Genomic DNA, 18,017 nt, shown 5'->3' with positions numbered 1-18,017 from the left:
TCAGCGGTCCCCGGGGCCGGAGGGGCCGGTCACCGGTGCGGCTCCCGCCACCGGCGCGACCCGTCGCCCCTCCGCCCGCGGGCGGTTCCGCAGGCGGTACCGGTCGTGGGCGAGCCGGTAGCCCAGGTCGAAGCACACCCCGGCGGAGTGGCTCAGCTGCTGCACCTGCCGGTCCTCGTCCCCCCGCAACCGCGCGCGCGCGAAGCGCAGGGACATCGCGGCGAGGTTCCGCACCAGGCGCGCGGCGGGGACCGGCGCGGGCAGGTCGGCGCCCTCGTGCGCCCAGTCCAGGCGCAGCTGGTGGTTGCTGCGCCCGTACCGGTAGTTCTGCTCCACGTAGTCGCGCGCGCGGTCGCGCGGCACCCAGTCGGCGAGGACGTCCTCGACGGCGACGAGCCGGCGTCCGGGACGACCCAGGACGCGCCAGCAGAAGTCGGCGTCGCCGCCGCTGCGCACCTCGGAGAAACCGTCCACCGCCTCCAGGTCGGAGCGCCGGACGGCGAGGCTGCACGTCGGCAGGTAGGGCCGGAAGAACGGCCGGGCCAGGTAGTTGCGCAACCGGTAGAACTGCTGGGCGTGGGAGGCCCGCGCCCCCAACGACTCCCCGGGCAGCACCTCGACCTCGGAGCCCACGAGGGCGACCTCCGGGTCGCCGAACGGCTCCGTCAGGCGGCGGGACCACTCGGGGCGGGGGCGGGTGCGGGCGTCGAGGAACAGCACCACGTCGGCGCCGGTCGAGCGCCAGCCGATGTTGCGGGCGGCGTAGGGACCGCGTCCGCGGCTGCGGACCACGCGCGTGCCGGGCAGCTCCTCCAGCGACTCCTCCGGGGAGTCGTCGACGACCACCACCTCGTCCACCGGCACGTCCTGCCGGCTCAGGGCCTCCAGGCAGCCGTCGAGCAGCCGGGCGTGACCGCGGACGGGCAGGACGACCGCCGTCCGCGGCCGCTGCAGCGCGCCGCTCACCGGGCGCCCCCGCCGGTGCGACCGGCCAGCCAGCGGGCGTGCACCTCGACGAGGCGGGTGCGGCCGAAGCGGCGGGCCTGGCTGAGGAACGGGTCGGCCGGGACGCGGCGCGTCCACTCGCGCGCCGCCCGCCCGGCACCGAAGGGCGGCAGGGGGCGCAGGTGCTGGATGGCGGTGATCTCCTTCACGAGGCGCCGGTGGTACGCGCGCACCCCGGCGGAACGGCGGTGGTCACCGGGGACGACGAGCCGCGGGTCGACGACCAGGGGTCCGGAGTCGGCCAGCGCGCGCCACGTCCACTCCTTGTCCTCCGTGGCGCTCAGCTGCTCGTCGAAGCGGTGGCGCTGCCACACCTCGGCCGACCAGGCCGAGGCGTGGTTGGAGAAGCCCCAGTGCTGGTGCTGCAGGACGTACCGGTGGTCGGCCGTGAACGGCCCGGCCAGGGGCCGGCGCTCGCCGTCGACCGGCAGGCCGACCACGGCGGCGGCCCCGGCGCGCACGTGCCCGACGGCGATGCTCACCCAGTCCGGGCGGGGCAGCACGCAGTGGCTGGACAGGGCGAGGTGCACGGGGGCCGAGGCGCGGGAGGCGCCGGTGTTCAGGCTCCCGCCGTAGGTGAAGGTGCCCGGCGGCAGTTCGACGACCACGTCCGCGAGGTCGCGCACGAGGTCGAGCGTGCCGTCCGTGGACCCGGAGTCGACGACCACGACCTCGACGGGGACGTCCTGCCGCCGCAGCGAGGCGATGGTCTCGCCGACCGTCCCCGCCGAGTCGAAGGTGCGGACCACGGCGCTGGCAGCGGGTTCCTGGGGTGCCACTGAGCCTCCTCGTTCATGCCGACCTTCGAGGCGCCGACGCGGACTGCGACACGGAGGATACCCACAGCGACAGCCCTGCCTGTCGACGTCGCCGACCGGCCCGGACCGCTGGCTACTCTTCGCGTCATGTCGTTGCCGAACGTCGTGACGGACGACCGGACGCCCGGGCGTCCCGCGCCGCGGGGCAGCGCGGTCGCCTACCTCGTCAGCCGCTACCCCACGCTGTCCCACGCGTTCATCGAGAACGAGGTGGAGGCGCTGCGCGCCGCGGGCGTCGAGGTCCACACGTTCTCCGTGCGCCCTGCCCCGGCCGACCAGCAGCGCTCGGCGCGCAGCCGCCGCGAGGCCGCCACCACGACCACCGTCCTGGACCGCGCCCGGGCCGGGGCGTGGGCGGCGGCGTCGGGGCGGGCGCTGCGCCGGCCGCGGGGGCTGGCCGCGGCCGCGGCGCTGGCCGCCCGCTCGGGCCCGGGCACCGCCCGCTCGAAGGTCTGGCAGGCGTTCTACCTGGCCGAGGCCGTCGCCGTCCTGGACGAGATGCGCCGCCGGGACCTGCGCCACCTGCACGTGCACTTCGCCAACAACGGCGCGGACGTCGCGCGGCTGGTCGTCGCGATGGGCCGCGCCCAGGACGGCCCGGACGCCGGCTGGCGCTGGACGCTGTCCATGCACGGGCCGACCGAGTTCGAGCAGGTCGACGCCTTCGACCTGCCCGCCAAGGTGCGCTCGGCGGACGCGGTGGCCTGCATCAGCGACTTCTGCCGCTCCCAGCTCATGCGCCACCTGGAGCCTGAGCACTGGGGCAAGCTCGGCCTGGTGCGGATGGCCGTGGACGCCGACCGGTTCGCCGACGCCTCCGCGAGGCGGGCCGGGCGTCCCGCCGGGTCGCTGCGGGTGCTGTTCGTGGGCCGGCTCGTGCCCGAGAAGGGCCCGGCGCTGCTGCTGGACGCCGTCGCCCGGCTGCGCCGCGAGCAGCCGGACCTCGACCTGCGGGTGCGGGTCGTCGGCGGCGGCCCGCTGGCCGGCGACCTGGCGCGGCAGGTGGCGCGCGAGGGGCTCGGCGACGTCGTCGACCTCGTCGGCCCGCTGGGCAACGAGGACCTGCCCGCCCAGTACGCGTGGGCCGACGTGTTCTGCCTGCCCAGCTTCGCCGAGGGCGTGCCGGTGGTGCTCATGGAGGCCATGGCCACGGCCCTGCCGGTCGTCACCACCCGCATCGCGGGCGTGCCCGAGCTCGTGCGCGACGGCGTGGACGGCCGGCTCGTCACCGCCGGCCGCGTCGACGCCCTCGCCGACGCGCTGCGCGAGGTGGCGCTGATGGGCCCCGGGGAGCGCCGCGAGCGCGGTGCGGCCGGGCGCCGGCACGTCGTGGAGGAGTTCTCCCCCGCCCTCAACACCCGCCGGTTGCGCGAGGTCGTCGGCGTCTGAGGCCGGCGGCCGGGTCAGGTCCGCCGCCGGGCGCGCACGAGGAGCGCCAGCGCCTCCCGCGGGGTCCACGGTGCGGCGCGGTGGAGCACGGCCCCCGGGGCGCGGACGACGCGGGCCCCGGGCCGGACCAGCCCGGACCACCGGGCCCGGTCGCGCGCCTCGGGCCACCGGCCGTCCGCACCGGCGAGGTCGAGGTCGGCGAGGTCGAGGTCGGCGCGGCGCACGACCGCGTTGCTCGCCACGTCGTACCACCCCCGGTCCCCGGTCCGGGCCCGGACCGTCGCGGCCCACCGCTCCACCCTCGTGGGGCGCGCGGGCTCGAGGGGGACCACCCGCACGGGTCCCGTGACCACGCACGGCCCGGGGACGTCCCGCAGCACCGCCACGGTCTCGCGCAGCCACCCGGCCCCCGGCCGGCAGCGGCTGTCCAGGAGCGCCACCACGTCGCCGCCGGCGCCCGAGACCGCCGCGGTCAGGGCCGCTCGCCGGTCGGGGACGGGCAGCCGCACGAGGGAGACCTCGCGCAGGGCCTGCACGGCGCGCTGCACGTCGCGGTTGCCGCCGAGGTCCACGACGACGACGTCCACGCCGCCGGGGTAGTCCTGGGCGGCGAGCGCCCGCGCCGTGCCGACCAGCGTCCGGCGGTCCTGCTGCGCCGGCAGGACCACGGTGACCGAGGGCCAGGCAGCCGCCGGGCTCCCGGCGGCGCAGGTGCCGCCGCTCGTGGTCTCCCCACCCGCTCGGGTCGGGCGGCTCACCCCGCCCGGCGGGTCCGGCGGGCGGCCGAGCGCACCATCAGCCCCGCCGCGTAGGGCACGTCGTGCACGAGGTAGCGCTTGGCCATCCGCCGCGGCTCCTTGGCCAGGCGGTGCACCCACTCCAGCCCGCTGCGCTGCACCCACTCCGGGGCGCGGGAGACCTCCCCGGCGATCATGGTCAGGCTGCCCCCGCAGCCGATGAACCACGTCTCCGGCAGGTGCCGGCGCAGCAGCTGCATGAGCCGCTCCTGCTTGGGGAAGCCCAGCGCCACGAACACGAGGTCCGGCTTGGCGTCGACGACCGCGGCCACGGTCGCCTCCAGCTGCTCCTCGCGCCGCTCGAAGCCGAACGGCGGGCAGTGCCAGCCGGCCACCCGCAGGTCCGGCACCTCGTCCTGCAGCGTGTCCGCGGCCCGCTCGGCGATCCCCTCCGCGCCGCCGAGCAGGAACACGGACCGCTCCGCGGTGGCCGCGGCGCGCGAGAGCGTCCACACGAGCGAGGAGCCGGTGACCCGCTCGGGCAGCTCCTGGCCCTGCAGCCTGCTCGCCCACACGATGGGCATGCCGTCGGGCACCACGAGCTCGGCGTCGTCGGCCAGGTCGCGCAGGGCGGGCCGGCGCAGCTGGCGCAGGATGTCGACGTTCGGGGTGACGATGCAGCCGCCGTCGCCGCGGTCGAGGGCGGCGACGACGTGGGCGACGACCTCGCTCTCGCGCAGGGCGTCGAAGGCGACGTCGTCCACGCGCACGCGCAGGCGCTCACCGGGCGGGGTGGTGGCCGTGGCGGGCGCCGTGGCCGCCGGGTGCGCGGGACCCGGACGCTCATCACCTGCGAGCGAACGTCCACTCACGCTGTGTAGCGACCTGAGTGAGCGGGGAGCTGAGGAGTCGAGGACCATGAGGATCTCCAGGGGGGAGGGGTCGCGGTCAGCGCGTGGAGGTGTCCCGCTGCCAGGCGCTCGCGCGCCTGCGGCGGGCCAGCACCCGGGACACGACGGTGACGGCGGTGTAGACGGCGACGGACGGGACGAGGCGGGGTCGCGTCGTCGCGAGCCGCAGGAGCGCGGTGGTCGTCGTGGTCGTGGTGCGGTCGAAGGCGGCGCGGTCGCCACCGCCTCCCCCGTCGACGCCGTCGCCCGGTCCGCTCGGGACCGGACGCCCCCCGGCGTCGTCCGCAGCCGCCGGCAGGCGGCTGAGCTCGGTGTTCCCGGACGCGGTCCGGGTGCGCACCTTCAGCAGGTTGCGCAGGTCGCGCGGAGCGCTCACGACGAACTCGCCGTCGCTGGTGGCGCGCTCGGAGCGGTGGAACGTCCGCTGGACGAACAGGTCGTCGCTCGTCACGGCCGGGAAGTCCCCGAACCGCGCCCGTCCCCGCTCGGACATCCCGTACACCCCCAGACCGACGAGGCCGTCGGTCACGTACGGGATCTCGCGGTAGACGGCGTAGAAGGCCCGCACGGGCCAGGAGGACGCCGACACGTCGAACACGACGCGCGGGGACGCCACGAGGACGTCGTCGCGGCGCAGCGTCGCGGCCAGCGCGTCCAGCGTGCCCGGGGCGAGGCGGATGTCGGCGTCGAGGTAGACCCGCGGGAAGGCGGTGGCCGCGGCGTCGCCGGCGCTGAGCGCGGCGGCCTTGGACGGCTGCGCCAGCTCCACGACGCGGGCGCCGGCCGCGCGCGCCACCTCGGCGGTGGCGTCGGTGCAGCCGTTGGCGACGACGACGACCTCGGGGACCTCGCGCCCGCCCTGGGCGGCCAGCGCCGCCAGCGTGCGGGCCAGGGGGCGCTCCTCGTCGTGGGCGGGCACGACGACGGACACGGTGGGCGTCGTGCCGGGCGCGGGGGCCAGGGCGGGTCGCGGGGAGGGGAGGTCGCCGGGCGCCGTGCGCTCGCTGGTCAGCGGGCTGGTGCTCACGTGTCCCCTCCTCCCTGCTCTCGTGGCTCTCGATCGCTCGTCCAGCGGTTGACGGTCACCTCGGGTCACCGGTCGGAGCGCATGGTAGCCAGCCTCCACGGTCCCGGCGCAACCCCTGACGGTGATCTCCTGTGACCCCTGGGGCTGCCGGGACGTCCTCAGTAGGCCCCGCGCCCGCCCAGGACGGCCTTCACCGTCTTGGCGAGGATCAGCGCGTCGAAGGCCGGCGACCAGTTCTCCACGTACTGCAGGTCCAGGCGCGTGGACTCCTCCAGGTCCAGGTCCGAGCGGCCGCTGACCTGCCACAGGCCCGTCAGGCCCGGCTTGACCAGCAGCCGCCGGCGCAGGTCGTGGCCGTACTGGGCGACCTCGCGCGGCAGCGGCGGGCGCGGGCCCACCAGCGACATGGACCCGGTGAGGACGTTGAGCAGCTGCGGCAGCTCGTCCAGGGAGTAGCGGCGCAGCAGCCCGCCCACGCGCGTGATGCGCGGGTCGCGCTTCATCTTGAACAGCAGGCCGTTGCCCTCGGAGCGCTCGCGCAGGTCGATCAGCCGCTGCTCGGCGTCCACCACCATCGAGCGGAACTTGACCATCGTGAACTCGCGGCCGTCGCGCCCGACCCGGCGCTGGGTGAAGAACACCGGCCCCCGGCTGTCGACCCTGATGGCCACGGCCAGCGCCAGGAACAGCGGGCTGAGCAGCAGCAGGGCCAGGGCCGCGGACCCGCGGTCCAGCGCGGCCTTGCCCAGGTGGCGCACGCCGCGCAGCTCCGGGCGCTCGACGTGCAGCAGCGGCAGCCCGGACACGGGGCGGATCACCACGCGCGGGCCGACGACGTCGGTCAGCGCGGGCGCCACGACCAGGTCGGCGCGGGTGTCCTCCAGCTCCCAGCCCAGCCGGCGCAGCACCGGGCCGTCCAGCTCGGGGCAGGTCAGGGTCGCCACGACGTCGGCGTCGGTGCGCCGCGCGACCTCCGCGACGTCCTCCAGGCCGCCGACGACGGGCACCCCGAGCGCCTCCAGCTCCGGGGACGTGCGCCCGCCGGGCGTGCAGGCCGCGTCCACGCGCAGCCCGTGGTCGGTGTCGCGGCGCACCTGGCGCACCAGCGACGCGACCGCGCCGGGGTGGCCGGCGACCACGGTGGACTGCACGCAGGAGCCGGCGGCCCGGCGCCGGTGCAGGTGGCGGCGGGCCAGCAGCCGCCCGGCGACGGTGAGGACCCCGGCCACCGGCAGGGCCACGACGACGAAGCCGCGGGCCACGTCCAGCGCGAACGCCCAGCTCGTGGTGCCCACGAGCGCGACGACCGTGGTGCCGGCCAGCAGGACGCGCTGGAACTCCTCCGAGCCGACCCCGAGGAAGCGGGGCTCGTAGGCGCGGAAGAGCAGCATCGTCACCACCCACAGCGGGGGCAGGACGAGCAGGGCCCAGGCGGCCGAGACGCCGCTGATGCTGGCGGCGGCCCCGGCCTCGCCGAAGCGCACGACCCAGCCGGCCAGCGCGGCCAGCAGCGCGGCCAGGGCGTCGGAGACGACGAGACCGAGCGTGTACTCGCGCTGCCAGGGCGCGCGCCGGGCCGCGGGCCGGCGCCCGCCGGCCGGGGTCGTGGTGCGCCGCGGGGCCGGCACCAGCGGGCGCAGCAGCGGCAGGAAGGGCTCGGTCGCGCCCGCCGTGCGGGCGGCCCCGGCCAGGGCACCGGCCGGCGCGTCGACGACCCGGCGCTGCTGGGCCGGGAAGTGCTGCGCCGCCAGGGCGCGGGCGTCATCGGTCGCCACGGTGTCTCCCCCGTCGTGTCGGGCTGGTGGGCTCGTCCACGGCGGTGTGGCACGCGGTTCACCCGTACGTGGCGTCAGGAATCACGGACGGCTGAAGTTGTGGTGCCGACTGTAGCCGGGTGTCACCCGTCCGCCGCAAGTCCCTCACAGCGGGTGCACGAGCCGGTGAGCACGAGACGTGCTGGACGCGTGAGGCATCTCACGCTGGGGAGCCGATCCGTCACCTAGCGCAATGGAAGTGGCCGGGAACGCGACGAGGGCCCCACCCTGACGGGTGGGGCCCTCGGAGGGTGGAGCTGAGGGGACTCGAACCCCTGACCCCCTCGTTGCGAACGAGGTGCGCTACCAGCTGCGCCACAGCCCCTCACCGGCGACAGTCCCGCAGGACCGCCGCAGCACGCACGAGGTTAGCAGGTGCCCGCCCCCGGCCCGCGCGCCGGCCCTCAGCGGGCGGCGGCCCGGGGCAGGTCGCGCAGGTCCAGCACGCGCGGCAGGTCGTCGTCCAGCAGGTCGGCGTCCAGCTCGCGGTCCACGGCCGTCAGGTCCACGGTGCGCGGCACCGGGGTCGTCCACGTGCGCGCCTTCGGCTTGAGCAGGTAGGTGGGCAGCGGCACCGGGGCGGGCGTCCACCCGCCGGCGCGGGCCGCCGCGACGACGTCCGCGTCCTCCAGCTCGACGTCGTAGCCGGCGCCGGGACGGGCGTCCGCGGCCGGGGCGGACGGCACCGCCGGGGCCGCCGGAGCGGACGACGCGGCGGGGGCCGCGGGAGCCGCGGCGGGCTCGGCGGTGCGGGGCGCCGGGACGGGACGGGCGGTTGCCGGGGCCCGCACCACCGGCGCGGCGGCCGGAGCGGGGGCGGGAGCGGCGACGGGCACGGGCCGCGCGAGCGGGCGGGGCGCCGGGGCGCCGTGGCGGGCCAGCGCCGCCAGCACGAGGCCGAGGACCGCGGTCGGCGCGAGCGCCGGCCACCACGGCAGCGCCGGACCGGCCAGCGGCACGAGCACCGCGGCCAGCCAGGCCGCGGCCGTCGCCGACGCCAGCACGGCCACCAGGCGGCGCCGGCGGCGCACGACCTCGCGCCCGCGGGGGGCGGCCGGCCGGGCGGGGCTCGCACCGGCGGGCCGGGGAGCGGGGACGGTCGCGGGAGCCGCAGCGGGGCCGGTCGCGGGGACCGCAGCGGCCGGGAGGGCCGGGCGGGCGGGCCCGGTGAGGACCGGGCGGCTGGAGGCCCCGGCGAGCGCCGGCGCCGGGACGGTCACCGCGCTGCCCGCGCGCCGGACCACCACGCGCAGCGCCTCCGACTCCCGGTCGGCGGTGCGCGCGGACGCGACGCGGCGCCGGGCGCGGATCCGGCCGGGCACCAGGTAGGCGGCCGTCAGGACGACGATGGCGAGGAGGGCGAGGCCGCTGGCGGACACGTGCGCCACGGTAGGGGCGGCGGCACCGCCCCTCGGGGACGTCACGGGTGTGTCGCGCCGGGTGTCCGTCACCCACCAGCCTGCGACGGCCGCGGAGCACCCGCACCCCGGACGGTGTCGGCCCGCCAGGTCCTCGTCAGGCCGGCCGCAGCGCCCGGTAGCGGGCCAGCAGGCCCTCGGGGACCTCCTCGGCCGTGACCGCGAACGTGCGGTGGTCGCGCCACTCGCCGTCGATGTGCAGGTACTTCTCGCGCAGCCCCTCGTCGCGCAGGCCGAGCTTCTGCGCCACCCGCAGGGAGGCGGCGTTCTCCGGGCGGATGTTCACCTCGATGCGGTGCAGGCGCAGCGCCCGGAAGCAGTGGTCGCCCGCCAGCGCCAGCGCGACGGGGATGGTGCCGCGGCCGGCGACGCGCTGGTCGACCCAGTAGCCCACGTGCGCCGAGCGCAGCGAGCCCCACGTGATGCCGGAGACCGTCACCTGCCCGACGAGCCGGCCGTCGCGCTCGACGACGAACGGCAGCATCCGCCCGGCGCGCGCCTCGCGGGAGAAGCCGCGCACCATCTGCGCGAACGTCGGCGCCGGCCCGGCCGGCTCGGGGCTGGTGGCCTCCCACGGGCGCAGCCAGGACGCGTTCGCCGCGCGCACCGAGCGCCACGCGGCGGCGTCGCGGCGGCGCAGCGGGCGCAGGCGCACCGGCCCCTCGCGCAGCTCCACCGGCCACACGGGCGCGCTCACGTCCCCGCCCGGCCGGCGCCCGGGCGGGGGTGGTCCCCGCCGCGCAGCTGGTCCACCGCGTGCTCCAGGAACCCCGACAGCACCTGCACGCCGTCGCGGGCGCCGCCCGGCGAGCCGGGCAGGTTGACGACGAAGGTGCGCCCGGCGACCCCGGCCAGCCCGCGCGAGAGCACCGCGGTGGCCACCCCCTTGGCGGCGCCCGCCGCGCGCAGCGCCTCCGCCACCCCCGGCACCTCGTGGTCCAGGACGCGGCGGGTGCGCTCGGGGGTCAGGTCCAGCGGGGACAGGCCCGTGCCGCCGTTGGTGACGACGACGTCGTAGCCGGCGGCCACCGCGTCGCGCAGCGCCTCCTCCACCGGGTCCCCGTCGGGCACGACGACGGGACCGTCGACCGCGAACCTGAGGGCGCGCAGGCCCTCGGCCACGACCGGGCCGGAGTCGTCGGCGTACACGCCGGCCGCGGCGCGGTTGGAGACCGTCACCACGAGGGCGGTGCGGGGCGCGGCGCCCGCTCGCTCAGTCATCGACGCTCCAGTCCCCCGAGCGGCCGCCGCTCTTGGCGGTCACCCGGACCCCCTCGATCACGGTGCGCCGGTCGACGGCCTTGACCATGTCCACGAACGTCAGCGCGGCCACCAGCACGCACGTCAGGGCCTCCACCTCGATGCCGGTGCGGTCCGCCGTGCGCACGGCGGAGCGGATGCGGACGCCCTCCCCGCCGGGCGTCGCGTCGACCTCGACGTCGACCTCCACGGCGTGCACCGCCACAGGATGCGCCAGCGGGACGAGGTCCGGGGTGCGCTTGGCCGCCTGCAGCCCCGCGATGCGCGCCACGGCCAGCGCGTCGCCCTTGGGCAGCCCGCCCTCGGCGATGAGGGCGAGGACCTGCGGCGAGCAGCGCACCCGCCCCTCGGCGCGCGCCTCGCGGACGGTGACCGGCTTGGCGGACACGTCCACGACCCGGGCGCGGCCCGCGTCGTCCAGGTGCGTCAGCCGCGGCGCCGGCTCCTGCCCGCTCACCGCTGCTCCGCCAGGGGCGCCGGGCCCAGCAGGACGCACTCGACCTCGTCGCCGGGCTCCACGCGCGAGACCCCGACCGGCACCACGGCCAGGCAGGTGGTGCGCGCCAGCGCCGTCACCAGGTGCGAACCGTGCCCGGAGACGGGCCGCACGCGCAGCACGCCGTCGCCGTCGCGGTGGTGGGCGGCCCGCACGTACTGCCGCTTGGCCGGCGGGGAGGACCAGGCCTCGTCGGCGACGGCCGTGACGACGGGCCGCTGCGGGTCCGGGCCCTCCTCGCCGAGCATCCGGCGCAGCGCGGGGCGCACGAACACCTCGAAGGAGACGAAGGAGCTGACCGGGTTGCCGGGCAGCGTGAAGACGGGCGTGCGCTGCTCGCCCAGCCGCCCGGCGCCCTGCGGCATGCCCGGCTGGACGGCGACCCGGTCGAAGCGCACCTCCGGCGAGCCCGACAGGACCTCCTTGACGGTGTCGTAGGCGCCCTCGCTGACCCCGCCGGAGGTGACGAGGACGTCGGCGCGCACCAGCTGGTCGTCCAGGACGGCGGCCAGCTCGCGCGCGTCGTCGCCGACCACGCCCACCCGGTAGGCCAGCGCGCCGAGCTCCTCGGCCGCGGCGGCCAGCAGCGGGCCGTTGGCGTCGTGCAGCTGCCCGGGCGCCAGCGGCGTGCCGGGCTCGACGACCTCGGCGCCGGTGGACACGACGACCACCCGCGGGCGCGGGCGCACCCGCACCCGGGCGCGCCCGAGCGCCGCGAGCACCCCCACGTGCCGGGCCTGCAGCCGGGTGCCGGCCTCCAGGACGACGACGCCGGCCTCGACGTCCTCGCCCGCCCGGCGCACGTGCTGCCCGGCGGTGGGCGCGCGGTGCACCCGCACCTGCGAGACCCCGCGGTCGGTGTGCTCGACGGGCACGACGGCCTCCGCGCCGGGCGGCACGGGCGCGCCCGTCATGATCCGCACCGCGGTGCCGCCGGTCAGGCGCACCGGCTCCGAGGGACCCGCGGCCACGTCGCCCACGACGGGCAGCTCGACGGGGCTGTCCTCCCCCGCCCCCGCCACGTCCGCCAGCCGCACGGCGTAGCCGTCCATCGCGGAGTTGTCGAAGCCCGGCAGCGGGCGCGGGGAGACGACGTCCTCGGCCAGCACGCAGCCCAGGGCGTCGCGCAGCGCCAGGTCCAGCGGGCGCAGCGGGCGCACGAGGTCCAGGCAGCGCCGCAGGTGCTCCTCGACCGGGACCAGCGGGAAGCCTGGCTGCGGGCCTGGCTGCGGGCCCGGCTGCGGGCCTGGCGGGGGCGGGCCCGCGGGGGTCTGAGCGCTCACGCGTCCTCGGTACCACCCCGCGGGCCGCCGCGCCCGGCCGCACCGCCGCGACGGCGCGTCCGGCTCGCGCCGCTCAGCTGTCCGCGCCGGTGCCGTAGTTCTCGGTGAGCCAGGCGCGCAGCTCGGCGCCGATGTCCTCGCGCTCACCGGCCAGGCGCACGACGGCCTTGATGTAGTCGAGCTTGTCGCCGGTGTCGTAGCGGCGGCCGCGGAAGACGACGCCGTGCACGCCGTACCCGGGGCCGTCGCCCTGCGCGAGCACCTGCAGGGCGTCGGTCAGCTGGATCTCCCCGCCCTTGCCGGGCGGGGTCTCGCGCAGCACGTCGAAGACGGCCGGGTCCAGCAGGTAGCGGCCGATGATGGCGAGGTTGCTCGGGGCCTCCTCGCGCTTGGGCTTCTCGACCAGGCCGGAGACCTTGACGACGTCCTCGGTGCCGGTGGGCTCGGCCACCGCGCAGCCGTAGAGGTGGATCTGGTCCTCGGGGACCTCCATGAACGCCACGACGCTGCCGCCGTGCTCCTCGCGCACGGCGATCATCGTGTCGAGCAGGGGGTCGCGGGCGTCGACGATGTCGTCGCCGAGCAGGACGACGAACGGCTCGTCGCCCACGTGCTGCGCGGCCACCAGGACGGCGTGCCCGAGGCCCTTGGGGTCGCCCTGGCGCACGTAGTGCACCTGCGCGAGGTCGGTGGACTCCTGGACGCGGGCGAGCTTGGCGTCGTCGCCCTTGGCCTGCAGGCCGACCTCGAGCTCGACGTTGCGGTCGAAGTGGTCCTCGAGCGACCGCTTGTTCCGCCCCGTGATCATCAGGACGTCGGTCAGGCCGGCGCGGACCGCCTCCTCGACGATGTACTGGATGGCCGGGGTGTCGACGACCGGCAGCATCTCCTTGGGCATCGCCTTGGTGGCCGGCAGGAAGCGGGTGCCCTGTCCGGCGGCGGGGATCACGGCCTTGCGCACGGGGCCGGGACGCTCGTCGCGTTCGCTCATGGGGCCGGAGGCTACCGCGGGCCGCTACCACCGGCGGCCGCGCGATCACCCGGCGCAGCGGGGCTGCGCCGCGCGGGCGACGCGCGGGGGCTCGACGCGCCGCGCCGACGGGCGGCAGACTGCGCGGAGGACGACGGTGGAACCCCCGCAGCGCGTCCCGGACCCTGGAGCCGCCGTGCCCGTCACCGACGACCCCGTGACGGGCGAGGTCCCCCTCGCCCGCACCTCCCCCTCGACCGGTGACCCGGCGCCGCAGGTGCGCGCGGACCCCCTGGAGGTCGAGGCCCGCAAGGCGCGGCTGCGCAGCGCCCTGCGCGAGCGCCGGCGCCAGCGCGACGCGGCCGAGAGCACCGCGCTCGATACCGCCCTGGCCCGCACGCTGCTGGCCTGCCCCCTGCTGCAGGGCTGCGCCCGGGTGGCGCTGTACGCCTCCCGGCCGGGCGAACCGGGCACCCGCTCGACGCTGGACGCGCTGCGCCGGCAGGGCGTCGACGTCCTGCTGCCGGTGCTGCGCGCCGACGCCGACCTGGACTGGGAGCTGCGCGCCGCGGCAGCGCCCGCGCGCGGCAGCCACCCGCCGCGCGGGCCGGTGGGCCCGCACGCCGTCGCCGGCGCCGACCTGGTGCTGGTGCCGGCGCTGGCCGTCGACACCGCCGGCCGGCGGCTGGGGCAGGGCGGGGGCAGCTACGACCGGGCGCTGCGCCGCGTGCCGCCCCGGGTGCCGGTCGTGGCGGTCGTGCACGACGACGAGGTCCTGGACGCGGCCGTCAGCCCGCTGCCCGTCCTGCCGCACGACCGGCCCGTGCAGGGCGTGGTGACGCCGACCCGCTGGCTGTGGCTGCTGGCCTGACAGACGGCGACACGACGTCGCTGATCGACTACTCGTCGTGACTACGGTGGGGCATGGGTCCCCACCGGCGCGGAACCGCCACCACCCCGTCGCCCCCGTCGGCCCCGTCGGGCCCGTCGGCCCGGCGCACCCGGTCCGCGGTCCTCGTCGCGGCCCCGCTGGCGGCGCTGCTGGCGGGGCTGCTGACGGGCCCGCCCGCCGCCGCCGCGCCCGCGCCCGCCCCCCTGCCCGCCGGCGCGCTGGCGCCCGACCTGGAGCTGCGGGCGGCACCGGCCACCGGCGCGCTGCTCGTCGACGAGCGCACCGACCGCCTCGCCCCCGGCCTCGTGCTCGAGCAGCGCGCCGAGCTGACCGCGGCCGGTCCCGTCCGCAGCCGCGTCCTGCGCCTGGCGCCCGGGTCCACCACGCGCCCGCGCCTGCTGCAGGACGGCCTCAGCGCACCCCGCGAGCCCGCGGCGCTGGCCGCCGCCGGCGGGGCCGTCGCGGCCGTCAACGGCGACTTCTTCGACATCGACCGCACCGGCAGCCCGAACGGCCCCGTCGTGCGCGACGGCACCGCGCTCAAGGCCGCGGCCTTCCCGCAGGCCGTCACCTCCCTCGACGGCGCCCTCGCCGACCTGCTGCTGCGCGGCACCGCGACCGTCGCCGGGCGCCCGTACCCGCTGGCCGGGCTGAACCCCGGGCAGGTCGGCCCCGACGCCGTCGCCGTCTACACGCCCGACTGGGGCCGCGGCGACCGCGCGTTCGCCGCCGCCGGCGGGGTGGAGCTGGAGGTGCGCGACGGGCGGGTCAGCGCCGTGCGGTCCGCGCCCGGCGCCGTGCCCGTCCCCGCCGGGGGCCAGGTGCTGCTGGCCACCGGCACGGCGGCCGCCGCCCTGGCCGGCACGCCCGTCGGCGCCCCCGCGAGCACGGCGTGGGACGTGCGCGACGTCCCGCCGGGCGACGCGCTGGGCGCCCGCCTCGTCCTCGTCCGCGACGGCCGCGTCGCCGCGGTCGACACGGCCGACCCGCTGTGGAGCACCCCCCGCGCCCGCACGGCGGTCGGCTGGACCGCCGCCGGGGAGCTGCTGCTGGTCACCGCCGACGGCGGCACGGCCCGCTCGCGCGGGTGGACCGCGCTGGAGACCGCCCGGGCGCTGGTGGACCTCGGGGCCCGCACGGCGGTGATGCTCGACGGAGGCGGGTCCGCCCAGCTGGTCGCCCGCGCCCCCGGCACGGGCGCCGCCGCGGTGGTCGGCGAGCCCTCCGACGGGGCCCCGCGGCCCGTGGCCAACGCCGTCGGCCTCGTGCCCGCCCCGGGCGACGGGCGCACTGCCGAGCTGCGGCTGGTCACCGGGCCGTCCGGGTGGTCACCGGACGCCGACGACCCCGGGCAGGCCCTGCGGCTCTTCCCCGGCCTGGCGCGCGAGGTGCGGGCGCTGGCGCTGGACGCCTCGGGCGCTCCCGCCGGCGCACCGGCGCCGGTGTGGACGTCCAGCGACCCCGGCACCGCCGCCGTCGCTCCCGGCCCGGCGGGCCCGGCGGGCCCGGTGGGCCCGGTGGGCCCGGTGGCGGGCACGGCCGCGCTGCGCGGCGGCGCGCCCGGGACCGCGCGGGTGCGCGCGTCCCTGCAGGAGGTGGGCGGGGAGCGGGAGGTCCTCGTCCTGGGCCGGCTGGCCGGGCTGTCGCTGATCACGGACGCCGCCGACGGCTCCGGCGCGGAGGTGCCCGTGCTGCCCGCGGCCGGTGACAGCGCGGACGTCGTCGTCCTCGGCCGCGACGCCGAGGGCCGCGCGGCGCCCGTGGACGCCCGCGAGGTCGCCGTCCGCACCGACCCGGCGGTCCTGCGCGCCGAGGCGCTGCCCGACGGGCGGCTGCGGCTGAGCGCCGTGGCCGTCCCCGCCGCGGGCGGCACCCGCGTCGGCCTGGCCGCGGCCGGGGTGAGCGCGAGCGCCGGGGTGTCCGTCGGCCTGCGGGCGGTGCGCGTGGACGACCTGGCCGACGCGGGCCGCTGGAGCGCGGCCGGCACCCGCGCCGACGTCACCGCCGCGGCCGTGCCCGCGACGGGGCTGGCGGGCGCGGGCGGCGCGCTGCGCCTGTCGTGGGACGTCACCGGGCAGCCCGCGGGCACGTCCGTGGCCGCGCTCGTGCCCGCCGCCCCGCTGCGGCTGCCCGCCGGCGCCCGCGAGGTGGCGCTGGACGTCCGCGCGGACGGGCGCGGAGGGTGGCTGCGCGCGGTGCTGCGCGTCGACGGCGCCGAGCGGCCCGTCACGCTGGCGCCCGCGCTGGACTGGACGGGCTGGCGGCGGGTCAGCGCTCCCGTGCCCGCGGGCGCCCGCGACGTGCGCCTGGTCCGCGTGCACGTCGCGCAGACGGACGTGACGCGCCGCACCTCCGGCGCGCTGGACGTGGCCCGCCTCGACGCGGCCGCCGCCGCGCCACCGCCCGCGGCCGCCGACCCGGCGGCGGCGACCGGGCGGGTGGACCCGGCGCTGGAAACCGCGCAGCCGCTCGCCGGCGGGCCCGCGCCGGTGGCCGTGCTGGCGGGCACGGCCGTGGAGGCGGCGCGCCCGGCGAGCGTGGAGGTGCTGCGCCGCGCCGTCGCGGACGCCGTGGCGGCCGGCGCCGGGCGGGTGGTCCTGGCCGGGGACGTCGCCGGCCCGGCGGGCGGGCGGGCGGGCGCCGCGGACGTGCGCGCCGTGCGGGACGTCCTCGAGCGCTCCGGCGCGCGCTGGGAGTGGGTGCGCGGGAACTCCGAGCTGGGCGCGGACCTGGGGCCGGGAGCGGGCGCGCGCCGGGTGGACGACGCCGGGACCCGGTGGCTGCTGCTGGACGCGGCGGGCGGGTCGCTGCGCGCGGCCGACCCCGGGCAGCTGGCGTGGCTGCGCGCCGAGCTGGACGCCGCCGCCGGCGACGCGGCGGTGCGCGGGCTGGTCGTGGTCAGCGCGCACGGGCCCGGCTCGCTGGCCGACCCGGACGAGGCGGCGCTGCTGCGCGGGTGGCTGGCCGGCTGGCGGGAGGAGACCGGCGGGCGGGTGGCCGTGGTCGCCGGTGGCGCGCCGGGTGCGAGCACCGCGGGCGCGCAGCGGCGCGAGGGGGTGCTGGAGGTGACGGCCGCCGGTGGGACGGGCGCGCCGGGGACGCCGCCGGCGTGGACGTCCCTGGTGGTGGACGCCGCGGCCGCCTCCCGCCCGTCGGCGGGCTCGGCGGCCGTGCCCGGGCGCGACGACGGCTGGCTGCGGGTCGCGACCCGGCCGGTGCTGGACTCCGCGGCCGCCGGTGACCTCGCGCTCGCGCCGGGGGCCCGGGCCGCGCTGGCGGTGAACGGCACCGCCGCCGGGGGCGGCGCGGTGCGCGTGCCCGCGGCGGCCGCGCGGGTCTCGGGGCCGGGGCTGGTGGTGCGCCCCGCGGCGCCGGACGGGCGCCGGGTGGCCCGCGCGGGGACCCTCGCGGTGCTGGACCCCCGCACGCTGGAGGTGACCGGCGTGTCGCCGGGGACGACGACGCTGCGGGTGGAGGCCGGCCGGGCGGTGACGACGCTGCGGCTGCGCGTCGGGTGAGCCGCGCCGCGGGCCCGGCGCGGCTATCATTGGCACTCGACGGGCCCGAGTGCCAGAGCCGGGCCCCGCAGCGCCGCCGCGGCAGCGCCGCGCGCCCGAGCCCAGGAGACGACGTGCCCACCTACGCCTACGCGTGCCAGGAGTGCCAGCACAGCTTCGAGGTCCGCCAGTCCTTCAGCGACGACGCGCTGACCGACTGCCCCGAGTGCTCCGGTCGCCTGCGCAAGCTCTTCAACTCCGTCGGCGTGGTCTTCAAGGGGTCCGGCTTCTACCGCACCGACTCCCGCAAGACCCCGTCCGAGTCGTCCGGCTCCTCCAGCTCGTCCAGCTCGTCCGGCGGCTCCGCCAAGGAGTCCTCGGGCTCGTCCTCGTCGGGCTCGTCGTCCTCCACGAGCTCGTCGTCGAGCTCGTCCTCCGGGTCGTCCTCCTCGGGCTCCTCCAGCACCTCGGCGGCCTGACCGCTCCGGCGGCGGGGTCCA

The 18,017-nt window shown here is 78.7% G+C and carries 16 protein-coding genes and 1 tRNA gene; 4 read left to right on the top strand and 13 right to left on the bottom strand.

Annotated features, from left to right (window positions below; translation table 11 throughout):
• A complete protein-coding gene (locus AB8M62_RS02940) occupies positions 1–966 on the bottom strand; it encodes a glycosyltransferase family 2 protein (RefSeq protein ID WP_369052487.1) in 966 nt (321 codons plus the stop codon).
• Positions 963–1,784 carry a glycosyltransferase family 2 protein gene (locus AB8M62_RS02935; RefSeq protein ID WP_369052488.1) on the bottom strand — a complete coding sequence of 274 codons (822 nt, stop codon included), beginning with the start codon at positions 1,782–1,784 and terminating at the stop codon, positions 963–965. The genes AB8M62_RS02940 and AB8M62_RS02935 overlap by 4 nt, the downstream gene beginning before the upstream one ends.
• Positions 1,785–1,910: 126 nt before the next feature.
• On the opposite strand from AB8M62_RS02935, the gene AB8M62_RS02930 reads away from it, so the two are divergent.
• Positions 1,911–3,212: a glycosyltransferase gene (locus tag AB8M62_RS02930; RefSeq protein ID WP_369052489.1), complete on the top strand. Its 1,302-nt coding sequence runs from the start codon at positions 1,911–1,913 to the stop codon at positions 3,210–3,212.
• A gap of 14 nt (positions 3,213–3,226) precedes the next feature.
• Here AB8M62_RS02930 and AB8M62_RS02925 read toward each other — a convergent pair whose 3' ends face one another.
• The 11 genes from AB8M62_RS02925 to galU form a co-directional block, all read right to left on the bottom strand.
• On the bottom strand, positions 3,227–3,880 hold the full coding sequence (locus AB8M62_RS02925) for a glycosyltransferase (RefSeq protein WP_369052490.1): 654 nt from the start codon (positions 3,878–3,880) through the stop codon (positions 3,227–3,229).
• A gap of 86 nt (positions 3,881–3,966) precedes the next feature.
• Entirely contained in the window at positions 3,967–4,719 is a 753-nt protein-coding gene (locus AB8M62_RS02920) for a WecB/TagA/CpsF family glycosyltransferase (RefSeq protein WP_369052491.1), read from the bottom strand.
• Between the two features lie 178 nt (positions 4,720–4,897).
• On the bottom strand, positions 4,898–5,887 hold the full coding sequence (locus AB8M62_RS02915) for a glycosyltransferase (RefSeq protein WP_369052492.1): 990 nt from the start codon (positions 5,885–5,887) through the stop codon (positions 4,898–4,900).
• Positions 5,888–6,045: 158 nt separating this feature from the next.
• Positions 6,046–7,662, bottom strand: a complete 1,617-nt coding sequence (locus AB8M62_RS02910) for a sugar transferase (protein ID WP_369052493.1) — start codon at positions 7,660–7,662, stop codon at positions 6,046–6,048.
• 291 nt (positions 7,663–7,953) lie between these two features.
• Positions 7,954–8,026 (bottom strand) — tRNA-Ala (locus AB8M62_RS02905).
• A gap of 79 nt (positions 8,027–8,105) precedes the next feature.
• Positions 8,106–9,080: a hypothetical protein gene (locus tag AB8M62_RS02900; RefSeq protein WP_369068605.1), complete on the bottom strand. Its 975-nt coding sequence runs from the start codon at positions 9,078–9,080 to the stop codon at positions 8,106–8,108.
• 136 nt (positions 9,081–9,216) lie between these two features.
• Entirely contained in the window at positions 9,217–9,816 is a 600-nt protein-coding gene (locus tag AB8M62_RS02895; RefSeq protein ID WP_369052495.1) for a GNAT family N-acetyltransferase, read from the bottom strand.
• Positions 9,813–10,340 (bottom strand): MogA/MoaB family molybdenum cofactor biosynthesis protein, encoded by a 528-nt coding sequence (locus tag AB8M62_RS02890; protein WP_369068604.1) that lies wholly within the window; start codon positions 10,338–10,340, stop codon positions 9,813–9,815. The genes AB8M62_RS02895 and AB8M62_RS02890 overlap by 4 nt, the downstream gene beginning before the upstream one ends.
• The gene (gene moaC, locus AB8M62_RS02885) at positions 10,333–10,836 is read right to left on the bottom strand and encodes a cyclic pyranopterin monophosphate synthase MoaC (protein ID WP_369068603.1); all 504 of its coding nucleotides are present in this window, start codon (positions 10,834–10,836) and stop codon (positions 10,333–10,335) included. Before moaC ends, AB8M62_RS02890 begins: the two co-directional genes overlap by 8 nt.
• Complete coding sequence (gene glp, locus AB8M62_RS02880; protein ID WP_369068602.1) at positions 10,833–12,158, bottom strand: molybdotransferase-like divisome protein Glp; 1,326 nt, start codon at positions 12,156–12,158, stop codon at positions 10,833–10,835. The genes moaC and glp overlap by 4 nt, the downstream gene beginning before the upstream one ends.
• 73 nt (positions 12,159–12,231) lie before the next feature.
• Positions 12,232–13,149, bottom strand: coding sequence for a UTP--glucose-1-phosphate uridylyltransferase GalU (gene galU, locus AB8M62_RS02875; protein WP_369052499.1), 918 nt, complete (start codon positions 13,147–13,149; stop codon positions 12,232–12,234).
• Positions 13,150–13,324: 175 nt separating this feature from the next.
• Here galU and AB8M62_RS02870 point away from each other — a divergent pair, with 175 nt between their 5' ends.
• From AB8M62_RS02870 to AB8M62_RS02860, 3 genes are all read left to right on the top strand, one after another.
• Positions 13,325–13,999: a 5-formyltetrahydrofolate cyclo-ligase gene (locus AB8M62_RS02870; protein ID WP_369068601.1), complete on the top strand. Its 675-nt coding sequence runs from the start codon at positions 13,325–13,327 to the stop codon at positions 13,997–13,999.
• 53 nt (positions 14,000–14,052) lie between these two features.
• On the top strand, positions 14,053–17,538 hold the full coding sequence (locus AB8M62_RS02865) for a phosphodiester glycosidase family protein (RefSeq protein WP_369068600.1): 3,486 nt from the start codon (positions 14,053–14,055) through the stop codon (positions 17,536–17,538).
• A 113-nt stretch (positions 17,539–17,651) separates the two neighbouring features.
• Positions 17,652–17,996 carry an FmdB family zinc ribbon protein gene (locus AB8M62_RS02860; protein WP_369068599.1) on the top strand — a complete coding sequence of 115 codons (345 nt, stop codon included), beginning with the start codon at positions 17,652–17,654 and terminating at the stop codon, positions 17,994–17,996.
• Positions 17,997–18,017: the final 21 nt, after the last annotated feature.

The sequence above is a fragment of the Kineococcus terrestris genome, from assembly GCF_041020755.1.
GTDB lineage: Bacteria > Actinomycetota > Actinomycetes > Actinomycetales > Kineococcaceae > Kineococcus > Kineococcus terrestris.
Note: the sequence above shows the minus strand (reverse complement) of the source record. Positions and strands in the feature narration are given on the sequence as shown.

Bases quoted from the DNA above. Each gene is read 5' to 3' on its own strand.
- AB8M62_RS02930 (WP_369052489.1), top strand. From the start codon at position 1,911: ATGTCGTTGCCGAACGTCGTGACGGACGACCGGACGCCCGGGCGTCCC.
- AB8M62_RS02890 (WP_369068604.1), bottom strand. From the start codon at position 10,340: ATGACTGAGCGAGCGGGCGCCGCGCCCCGCACCGCCCTCGTGGTGACG.
- galU (WP_369052499.1), bottom strand. From the start codon at position 13,149: ATGAGCGAACGCGACGAGCGTCCCGGCCCCGTGCGCAAGGCCGTGATC.
- AB8M62_RS02865 (WP_369068600.1), top strand. From the start codon at position 14,053: ATGGGTCCCCACCGGCGCGGAACCGCCACCACCCCGTCGCCCCCGTCG.